The sequence below is a fragment of the Pseudoalteromonas sp. APAL1 genome (assembly GCF_021532475.1).
Classification (GTDB): Bacteria; Pseudomonadota; Gammaproteobacteria; order Enterobacterales; family Alteromonadaceae; genus Pseudoalteromonas; species Pseudoalteromonas lipolytica_C.
This window is the reverse complement of record NZ_JAKGAW010000046.1, coordinates 26,293-34,481: the sequence shown is the minus strand read 5'-3', so window position 1 is coordinate 34,481 and position 8,189 is coordinate 26,293. Positions and strand designations below refer to the sequence as shown.

The 8,189-nt window shown below is 41.5% G+C and carries 7 protein-coding genes and 1 other RNA gene; 5 read left to right on the top strand and 3 right to left on the bottom strand.

Going from position 1 to position 8,189, the window contains the following annotated elements; all coding sequences use genetic code 11:
* Nucleotides 1-1,065 (bottom strand): aromatic amino acid transporter (locus tag L1264_RS17685; RefSeq protein WP_235404313.1); only part of this gene is annotated, 1,065 nt, incomplete at its 3' end.
* A gap of 405 nt (nucleotides 1,066-1,470) precedes the next feature.
* Between L1264_RS17685 and L1264_RS17680 the strand changes: the two genes are divergently transcribed.
* Nucleotides 1,471-2,376 (top strand): DMT family transporter, encoded by a 906-nt coding sequence (locus tag L1264_RS17680; protein WP_135924091.1) that lies wholly within the window; start codon nucleotides 1,471-1,473, stop codon nucleotides 2,374-2,376.
* Between the two features lie 24 nt (nucleotides 2,377-2,400).
* Here L1264_RS17680 and L1264_RS17675 read toward each other — a convergent pair whose 3' ends face one another.
* Nucleotides 2,401-3,279, bottom strand: a complete 879-nt coding sequence (locus tag L1264_RS17675; protein WP_199525985.1) for a flagellar protein MotY — start codon at nucleotides 3,277-3,279, stop codon at nucleotides 2,401-2,403.
* Nucleotides 3,280-3,495: 216 nt separating this feature from the next.
* Here L1264_RS17675 and rnt point away from each other — a divergent pair, with 216 nt between their 5' ends.
* Entirely contained in the window at nucleotides 3,496-4,176 is a 681-nt protein-coding gene (gene rnt, locus L1264_RS17670) for a ribonuclease T (protein WP_135924092.1), read from the top strand.
* Here rnt and L1264_RS17665 read toward each other — a convergent pair.
* Nucleotides 4,160-5,785 (bottom strand): FapA family protein, encoded by a 1,626-nt coding sequence (locus tag L1264_RS17665; RefSeq protein ID WP_138556965.1) that lies wholly within the window; start codon nucleotides 5,783-5,785, stop codon nucleotides 4,160-4,162. The genes rnt and L1264_RS17665 overlap by 17 nt on opposite strands.
* 277 nt (nucleotides 5,786-6,062) lie before the next feature.
* Between L1264_RS17665 and ssrA the strand changes: the two genes are divergently transcribed.
* The 3 genes from ssrA (at nucleotide 6,063) to cas1f (ending at nucleotide 8,181) form a co-directional block, all read left to right on the top strand.
* Nucleotides 6,063-6,420, top strand: a transfer-messenger RNA (tmRNA) gene (gene ssrA / locus L1264_RS17660).
* A 344-nt stretch (nucleotides 6,421-6,764) separates the two neighbouring features.
* Entirely contained in the window at nucleotides 6,765-6,989 is a 225-nt protein-coding gene (locus tag L1264_RS17655) for a hypothetical protein (protein ID WP_199525959.1), read from the top strand.
* A gap of 187 nt (nucleotides 6,990-7,176) precedes the next feature.
* Nucleotides 7,177-8,181: a type I-F CRISPR-associated endonuclease Cas1f gene (gene cas1f, locus L1264_RS17650; protein ID WP_199525960.1), complete on the top strand. Its 1,005-nt coding sequence runs from the start codon at nucleotides 7,177-7,179 to the stop codon at nucleotides 8,179-8,181.
* The last annotated feature ends 8 nt before the right edge of the window (nucleotides 8,182-8,189 follow it).

Below are 8,189 nucleotides of genomic sequence, written 5' to 3'. Positions count from 1 at the left end.
CTTATAGACCATAGCAACCGGTAAAAACACCGCTAAAATAACCAGCGCAATGGCGGCGTAGCCAAGCGCCATAATAAACCCTTGCGGGTAGAATAGCGCAAAACCAAGCGGTGGAATAAAGGTGATCAAGGCTGTTTTGATACGATCTTTACTGCCATCACCTTTTTTAAATGCATCAGCAAAAAAGTCGAATAAGCCTAAACTCACCCCTAAGAAAGACGTGGCTAACGCTAAATCAGCAAAAATGTTTACTGCTGTGGCAACATGCGGGCTGTGAGCAATGCTAGCGACACTGCTTACAAATCCCGGTAACCCTTGGCTTTGTAGTAAATCGCTTTGACTCATCATGCCTTGGCTAAGTAACTGCCAAAAAATGTAAATCACTAAAGGCAGGGCTGCACCAGCCACCATCACTTTACGAAGTGTTTTGATATCTAAACCCACGTATTTCACAATCGACGGAATAGAGCCATGAAAACCAAATGAGGTAAATACCACTGGAATTGCAGATAAAATCAGACCTTGTTCAATCGGCATTTCAAGTAAGTGTTGACCGTGAACATATGGTGTCAGCATATAAAATAAGCTCGCTAGTACGCATACTTTAATAGTGAAAAGCACGCGGTTAAGTTTATCAACTTTACTAGTGCCGAGCGTAACCACCGTACCTATTACCACAGCCAGAATGACTGAACCAACTTGCGGTGCTAAAGAAAGCGATAATCCAGAGTTAAGCTTTTCTTGTAATTGCGCACCGCCACCTGCGATATACGCAGCGCATAATGCGTAAAACAAAAACATCACTGAAAAGTTAGCCACCCATTGTCCACGTTTACCTAACCATGACTTAGCTAAGGTATTGAGGGTTGCGTCTCTGTCGGCATATTGATGTAGCTCTAGCATCAATAATGCTGTGTAGGTCATTAAAATCCATGTAAGTAAGATAAGTGATAACGCTGTTGTGAAACCAAGCCCTGCTGAGGCGATAGGCAATGCCAGCATCCCTGCACCTATGGTGGTGCCAGCAACAATTAACATGCTACCTATTGTTTTATTTTTAAGCACTTTTTGCCCCTTAAACTTCGTGAGAGGCAAGCAAGATATAACTTGTTTAACAAAACTTAAATAGTTTTGTTATAAATCAAAGAAATTAAATGTAACTTATGATTTACATGTGCAAACAGACCGTTGAAAACGCCTAGAAACTTTATGGAAAATTGTCTGAGTTTTAGTGTTGACAAAATCACCATTTGGGTGGATTCTTAAGCTTCTTCAACTTACTTTTTAAATACCATGATGCAGCTAAACCAACGACCAACAAACAATTGTATGCGCCTGACCTCATCAGTCGTATGGTCTGTTATGTGCTGCGGTTAATTAAGTAAGTTTTACTAACCGCGTCCTAAGCGGTTGGTTATTTCTCTTTTAAATTCTCTTCCGCTTTTTTCGCCTTTTTAAAGGAATAAGCTTGTGCCTGTTAAAGCCTCATATTTTTTAATGGTGGTGATTTGGTCAACAACACCGCTGGGTATTGTTTGGAGTAGTGAAACGGTAGCGCCGACCCTAGCCGTGTTTTTACGCATGCTGGTGGGACTGGTGTTGGCTGCCTTTGTCGTTGCTGTGGCTAATATCCGAGTGCCTTGGCATCGCCGCGCTTTGTTTCTCTATGGCTATTCGAGCATTGGTATTTTTGGTGGCATGTTATTAAGCTACATGGCCGCTAAAACGGTGCCTTCAGGGTTAATCTCGTTGATGTTTGGCCTTGCGCCAATTTTGTCGGGCTTACTTGCGCAAAAGATCTTGAACGAACCTAAGTTCAGTGCGGTTAAGCTTGCGGCACTTGGTTGCGCCTTAATTGGCTTATTTTTAGTGAGTCAGCGCCATATTCAAGGTGGGGTAGAGCAGCTTAGTGGTCTGCTATATGTATTTATGGCAGTGTGCTTTTTTAGTTTAAGTGGCGTGATGATCAAACGGGTAAGAATTGCTATTCACCCAATGGCCACCACATTTGGTGCTTTAGTATTTGTAACGCCACTGTTTTTTATTACTTGGTTGCTGGTAGATGGCCAACTTAATAGCCAGATGTGGAGCGCAAAATCACTGTACTCAATTGTTTACTTAGGCGTGTTTGGTTCATTAATTGGTGCACTGGCTTATTTTCATGTATTGCAAAAATTGAACGCGAGTACAGTAGCATTAACAACCTTGATCACACCGAGCTTTGCAATTGCTATAGGCGGCTTATTAAACGATGAACCAATAGATCAAGAGCTGGTAATTGGTGCAACGGTTATTATGATAAGCCTAGCGTTCTTCCAGTTTGGCGATAAATGGATAAAACGTTTTAAAGGTATCAAGCCATTAGAAATGGGTTAAAGCGAGTAGCCGCAATAGCGGCTACTACATTTTAGCAATTTGAATCACTAAACGGCGATTTGTGTTCCGGCCAAGAATGTTGTCGTTACTGGCAACATGGCGTTTTTCACCGTATCCTTCAGTATCAATTTTATTTTCATCAATACCTAAGCTAACTATATAGTCTTTAATCGCTTTTGCGCGCTTTTTAGATAATTCGAGGTTATTCCAGCGGCCGCCGTAACTATCGGTGTAAGACGAGATTGATATAGAGGCAATACTCGTATCGTACTTTAAGTATTCGGCTATTTTCTCCAAACGCTTTTGTGATGTCTTAGTTAAGTTGCTGCTGTTTGGTTCGTAATTCATTACAGTGAACGAAATATCTTCGAAACTGTAGGGCAACATGGCATCGCGACATTGTAAAAATGCCCAGTAGGCTTGCTTGAAGTTAACACTTGATAAGCCAACGGCAATTTTGTCGGCACTGTTTTGCCAGTCTTGGTAATAAAATGTCGGTTGGTAACCTTTTTCAAGTTCTGTGAGCATCTCCCACGCAGTTTTATTACCCAGTTCGCCGTCAAACTTTCGTAACAGCTTCATATTAGCTAAATCACGGGCTGGGATGCCTGCACGCCAGTGTGGTGGCACTGCTTTTAAGCCAGCAATGCTGTAGTTATCTGGCCTAACAACCATATCAAGATTAAAGTTAACGTCTTTATTTTTACTGGCCGTGGTGCTAAAAATAGCCTCACCATAGTAAGGAACTTCATGATTTAATTGGCATTCTAAGCGAGATGTTTTAACCATATTCCAGTTAGAAGTATCTGCTGTTGCAGTGTACTCACGCATAGCTGCGCTTGTATGTGTGGCAGCAAATAGCGACATAAGACTTAAACTTAAAGGGAGTAATGAAAACTTCATCACGGTAAATCTCCAACAAATCATCAATGCCAATTAATTGGCAAGTTTGTGTGCTAAATAGTTAAAACTGCATAGCACAGCGCTAGCTGATTAGTTTAAAGCAAATAATGTGCCTAAAAACTTGTTAAGAATATACGATTTCAGTGTATTACCCCTAGCAGAGCAGCCGTGGTTTTTGACATAATAGCCAGCTTACACTGGCAAACCAAGAAGACTATGGAAAATACTGAACAAACTCTTTTCGCAAAACGCTTTCGTGGCTTTTTTCCTGTTGTGATTGATGTTGAAACTGCAGGCTTTAATAAAGACACCGATGCGCTATTAGAAATTGCCGCATCTGTATTAAAAATGGATGAACACGGTGTGTTAAGTATTGATCACACAGTTCATTTTCATGTTGAGCCATTTGAAGGCGCGAATATCGAGCAAGCGGCTATTGAGTTTAATGGTATTGATCCGTTTTCAGCTTTACGTGGTGCTGTACCAGAAGAAGAAGCGATTAAAGAGATCTGTAAAGTTGTGCGCAAGGCACAAAAAGCAGCAGGTTGTCAGCGTTCAGTGGTTGTAGCACATAACGCAGCGTTTGATCACGGCTTTTTAAATGCAGCGATTGAGCGTTGTAAAATAAAGCGCACACCATTTCATCCATTTGTTAGCTTTGATACCACTTCACTTGCAGGGCTTGCGTTAGGGCAAACCGTTTTAGCCAAAGCATGTAGAGCTGCTGGCATTGAGTTTGATAACAAACAAGCTCACTCAGCGCTTTATGATACCGAACGCACCGCCGAGCTATTTTGTTTGATCGTTAATCGCTGGCAGCAACTTGGTGGTTGGCCGCTACCAGAAACCGAAGTAACTGAAGAAGAACAAGACTCAGCCGCTAAAACGACTGAGTAATTTTTCCTTCAACATAGCGCAGCATATTAGGAGGGTAGATACGTGAAAACTGTTTACTCTCTTGCGCAATCTTAAGCTCCACCCCTGGGTGCATCAACTCATTTACTTTAAGCCTACTTGTTGCTAGTAATCGTGAAATTTTTAGTTTGACCAAATGCTTTTTCTTTTTCGTACTGGCCGTTTTTAACTTAATTTGCTGCTCACTTGCAGTAATCTTATTAATGTAATGCGCACGCTGGGCTGGGTCTGGTATTTTACTGGCCTTTTTTCGTGCTTGCTGTAGAGCTGCGGCTTTTGTCGCTAATAATTTTTCAAAGTCATTAATTTGCTGCTGCTTTTGGCGTAAATCATGCCAGTACTGCGCTATAAAAACACGAGTTTTGGTGCCTGATGGCGCACCAAGCTCGCCTGTTTCAATTCGCATAGCATCTAAAATATTGCCACCAATAATTTTACCGCGAGGATTGTTCGCTTTGCCCACACGAATAAGTCGTCTAGCACTTAAATCACAGTGCAATGCTTGGCGCTCTATAAACAGATCTTGCTGTGTTTTAATGTGGCAATATTGAGCATAACCAACAGAAATAGTGCGCTCGGCGGTAATATTGCAAGTAAAGGAATCTGCATTATCACGTTTACGACCAATCGCACCTAGCATAATTGTCACTTCGCTCTTGCTTTCAATTGTCGCTGATTCGACAAAACCTAAGACTGTAATATCGCCCGTTGCTTTAACGAACATACCATCTTTAACATCACCACTGATAATAACACTGCCATCAAACTCAACATGACCTGTACTTACATCAACATGGTGAAAACACAATACATCATCAACACGCATACCACGGGGTAGGGCAACAGGCACCCCTTTAGCATCCGCGATCAGCATATTGCTATTAGCTGGGTCAATTCGTGTGCCTTCGAATGGTTCAAGAGGGAGATCTTTTCCGGGTTTAGCGGGTAGAACATCACCAAATACAGTAAAGCCATCTTCTCCACCGGTTGCAGGAACTCGTTGCATTAAAGGCGTCCCAGGCTTAACTGTGATAATGGCACCTAAGTTGCGCATATCCACTTTACCGCCAGTGGTTTCTTGTGGGCTTAATACACGGTCTTGTGCAGTTGAGCATAAACGCACGAATTTAGCATCAGTGCCTTCTTTGGGCATTCTGCCATGTGCAATAATAGCGGAGTAATGGGCGCCGGGGGGCTGTTTAAATTGTTGCCCTAAAAATGTATCAAGCGCTCGGATACTAATACCTTTTACAACACCGGCTTCAGCCAGCATTGCTTTAGCACAGTCCATGCTGATAATTTTTCCACCGCGGGCAGTTGTTATACTTGCTTCAACCACCATGTTTTTTTCATCAATGCTAATTTTTAACTGTGCATCTACAGCTTTAGCAACAATCAAAGACTGAGTTTGGTAATGGCTACTTGGCGTGAATAGCTTGCCGATATTGGCATCTACTAACTCAAAATTAGCATAAGGCGATTGTTCAATCGCTTCTATCAATTGTGCACTATTGATAGGAAAACCTGCATCTCGTGGGTGTTCTTGCAAAGAGACATCACCACTTTGCTTATCGAAGGTAAACATCGACATTTAGTAAGTCCTGTAAAATACGGCTTGTTATTATAGTTATGTGTTGCTACAGGATTTTTATAGTAGAGGTAACAACAACCCCCATTTCAGCACAACTTTTGTACTATGTTAAGATAATGTATGCATTAAATGTAAAAATATGTATAAAAACTGATATTTCCTGTTTGAAATTTCAGCATTCAAAGGGACTTAGCAAAAATAACCTCATTAATGCCTTGAGTAAAAACGACTTACTCAGTTATACTGCTTGCACACTCTGAATGAGATACCAAATTCAGGGGCTGATTAGGATTCGACGGAATTCAAGACGCCCGAGGTGCATGTCGAGGTGCGGTTGGCCTCGTAAAAAAGCCGCAATTTAAAGTAATCGCAAACGACGATAACTACGCTCTAGCGGCATAATAGCCCGCTAGCACTTCTCCGGTGTATGTCTGTGGACCCGGTTCTGAAGTGTCACCCTACACAGACTCGCTGCGGAAACCCTGGCCGGGGTTGAAGGGTTAAAACTAAGCGGCCTCGCCTTTGCAGATCGTGTTCGTCCGAGCTGTAAAGGTTAACTAAAAGACGATACTAAGCATGTAGTACCAAAGGTCGAGGCTTTTCGGACGGGGGTTCAAATCCCCCCAGCTCCACCAATACAGTGTTCGGTTACCACCGAAGACGACCTGAAACCCCTTAAATCTTCTAGGTTTGAGGGGTTTTTTGTATCTGTACAGTTCTACGTTGTTTCGCACTTTTCGGGTTAAGATGTTCCATAGAGTGGCCCACCAATTTGATAGGCCAAAAGCCATGAGCTATAGGTTGAAAGTGACCTCATATAGCAGGACAGACACTATGCAGGTTACCCGAAACAGCTCGTTATTAATGGCATGAAATAGTTTATAAAAATGAAATTTGAATCATTCCTACAGAAAGAATCAAAGCTAGGAAGAAGCATAATATTCCTTTAACTAAGCAGTCACTTCAGTTGCTTGAGCTTATGAAACCAATAAATGCTTATCTAGAATATATCTTTCCTGCGGTTCGAAATCCAAGCACTTCCACCAATCTAAAACGGCTAATAAGCTTTAAAAAGAATGTACTTTCAAAACATTCTGGCTCTGATGGCTTAAAAGCTTTTGGTAGTAACATTCTTAATCAAAAGGGATTTGACCTTGATTTTATTGAAAGCGCACAGGCCAATACCTTTAAAAATGAGGTTTGACGAGCATAAAACCTGGCTCAATGTTTAGCACGCAGAGGGGGATGGTGGAGTAAACATTTAACTGCTGCTTAACGTATCGAAGTTATGGAGCTGAAGGCGCTAGTGTAATAATTAAAAGTGACAATATACGAGGTTGTTGTTAAGTTAGCTTTAAGATAAACATACTACATAAAAGGGAATTGTGTGTATGGATCAATTTAGCCCTAGCGATTTAAAAGCAATATTGCACTCCAAACGCGCCAACTTATATTACTTAGAATATTGCCGAGTGATGCAAAAAGATGGCCGTGTATTGTATTTAACAGAGGCAACTAAGGAAAACCTCTATTTTAATATTCCTATTGCCAATACCACAGTGATTTTGCTGGGTAATGGCACCTCAATTACCCAAGCAGCAATGCGCATGCTTTCACAAGCAGGCGTATTAGTCGGTTTTTGTGGTGGCGGTGCTACACCACTTTATATGGGCTGTGAAATAGAGTGGTTTACACCACAAAATGAGTATCGACCAACTGAATATCTTCAAGGTTGGATGGGCTTTTGGTTCGATGACAGTAAACGTTTGGCCGCTGCTAAAACCTTTCAAAATGCACGTATCGACTTTTTAAAACAAGTTTGGCAAAAAGATCGAGATCTAAAAGGAGAGGGCTTTAATTTTGAAGATAAATCTATTCAAAGTGCGCTCGACACCTTTTTTACACGAACAGAAAAAGCCACAAACTCACAAGAACTGCTTCTCACTGAAGCTCAGCTTACAAAAGTGCTGTATAAATATGCTGCAAATACAACACAAGCAGATGGTTTTAAGCGTCAGCATCAATCAACAAGCAAAGTTGATATAGGCAAAGCGAATGATTTTTTAAATCATGGTAATTACTTAGCGTATGGCTTAGCTGCATGCACGCTTTGGGTGCTTGGCATTCCTCATGGTTTTGCTGTTATGCATGGTAAAACACGGCGCGGTGCTTTAGTTTTTGATATTGCTGACTTAATCAAAGATGCATTGGTACTGCCTTGGGCATTTATTTGTGCCAAAGAAAATGCCACTGAGCAAGAGTTTCGCCAGCAAATTTTGCAAGCTTTTACCGACCACAAAGCACTCGATTATATGTTTGATATAGTCAAAGCAGTCGCCTTAAGTGAAGAGCAAATGGCGGTGATTGACGCAAAACAACAGAGCACTCCCTTATGATGGTCACG

Bases quoted from the DNA above. Each gene is read 5' to 3' on its own strand.
- cas1f (WP_199525960.1), top strand. From the start codon at position 7,177: ATGGATCAATTTAGCCCTAGCGATTTAAAAGCAATATTGCACTCCAAA.
- L1264_RS17665 (WP_138556965.1), bottom strand. From the start codon at position 5,785: ATGTCGATGTTTACCTTCGATAAGCAAAGTGGTGATGTCTCTTTGCAA.
- L1264_RS17675 (WP_199525985.1), bottom strand. From the start codon at position 3,279: ATGAAGTTTTCATTACTCCCTTTAAGTTTAAGTCTTATGTCGCTATTT.
- rnt (WP_135924092.1), top strand. From the start codon at position 3,496: ATGGAAAATACTGAACAAACTCTTTTCGCAAAACGCTTTCGTGGCTTT.
- L1264_RS17655 (WP_199525959.1), top strand. From the start codon at position 6,765: ATGAAACCAATAAATGCTTATCTAGAATATATCTTTCCTGCGGTTCGA.